Genomic DNA, 744 nt, shown 5'->3' with positions numbered 1-744 from the left:
CTCCCGGCCGTCGCGCGCGTGCGTCAGCGACGCACGCTGCAGCCGCAGCTCGCGCCGAGGACCAACTCCGGCGGCATGAGGCCGCCGTGTCCGCCGTCCGTGTCGTCGATCCCGAGGACGCGGTCGACGGCGGCGCGTGCCATCGCCTCGATCGGCTGCCGGACGGTCGTGAGCTGGGGGTTCGTGTAGTCCGCCTCGGCGGCGCCGTCGAAGGAGACGATCGCGACGTCCTCCGGGACGACGACTGCCAGTCCGGCCTCACGCAGCTCTGGAAGGGCAAGGACGGGACCCGCACCGGTCGCGACCAGGACCGCCCGGGACCCGGACCGTCCGGAACACGCGTTCGTCCACGGGCCCGGTGCGGTCCGTGGACGACCACGTTGACGGATGTTCCGGACCGGAACGACACTGGCGCCGATGACCTCCCTCACCTCCCTCGTGTACATGTCCGTCGCCGTCGACGAGCTCACCGACCACGACCTCGTCGCCATGCTCCGCGAGGCCCGGCTGCGCAACGACGCCCTCGGCGTCTCCGGACTGCTCCTCGCGAAGGACGGCCGCTTCCTCCAGGTGCTGGAGGGTCCGGCGTGGAGCGTCGAGGACCGCTTCGCGGCCATCGAGCGCGACCCGCGCCACACCGAGGTGCAGTCGCTGTCGCGGGAGCAGATCGAGTCCCGGCGGTTCGACGGCTGGGCGATGGCGTTCGGTTCGCCGTCGGACGCCGACGTCCTCGACGAGCCTGGT

The 744-nt window shown here is 72.3% G+C and carries 2 protein-coding genes; one reads left to right on the top strand and one right to left on the bottom strand.

What is annotated here, in order from left to right; all coding sequences use genetic code 11:
* Positions 1-23 precede the first annotated feature (23 nt).
* On the bottom strand, positions 24-431 hold the full coding sequence (locus tag I59_RS23260) for a substrate-binding domain-containing protein (RefSeq protein WP_049976506.1): 408 nt from the start codon (positions 429-431) through the stop codon (positions 24-26).
* On the opposite strand from I59_RS23260, the gene I59_RS21775 reads away from it, so the two are divergent.
* On the top strand, positions 418-744 hold a 327-nt coding region (locus I59_RS21775; RefSeq protein ID WP_022902403.1), incomplete at its 3' end, for a BLUF domain-containing protein. The two genes, I59_RS23260 and I59_RS21775, sit on opposite strands and share 14 nt — an antisense overlap.

It is taken from the genome of Curtobacterium sp. B8, assembly GCF_000333315.1.
GTDB classification, from domain to species: domain Bacteria; phylum Actinomycetota; class Actinomycetes; order Actinomycetales; family Microbacteriaceae; genus Curtobacterium; species Curtobacterium luteum.
The sequence above is the reverse complement of the archived record's forward strand: the minus strand, read 5'-3'. Positions and strand labels throughout refer to the sequence as shown.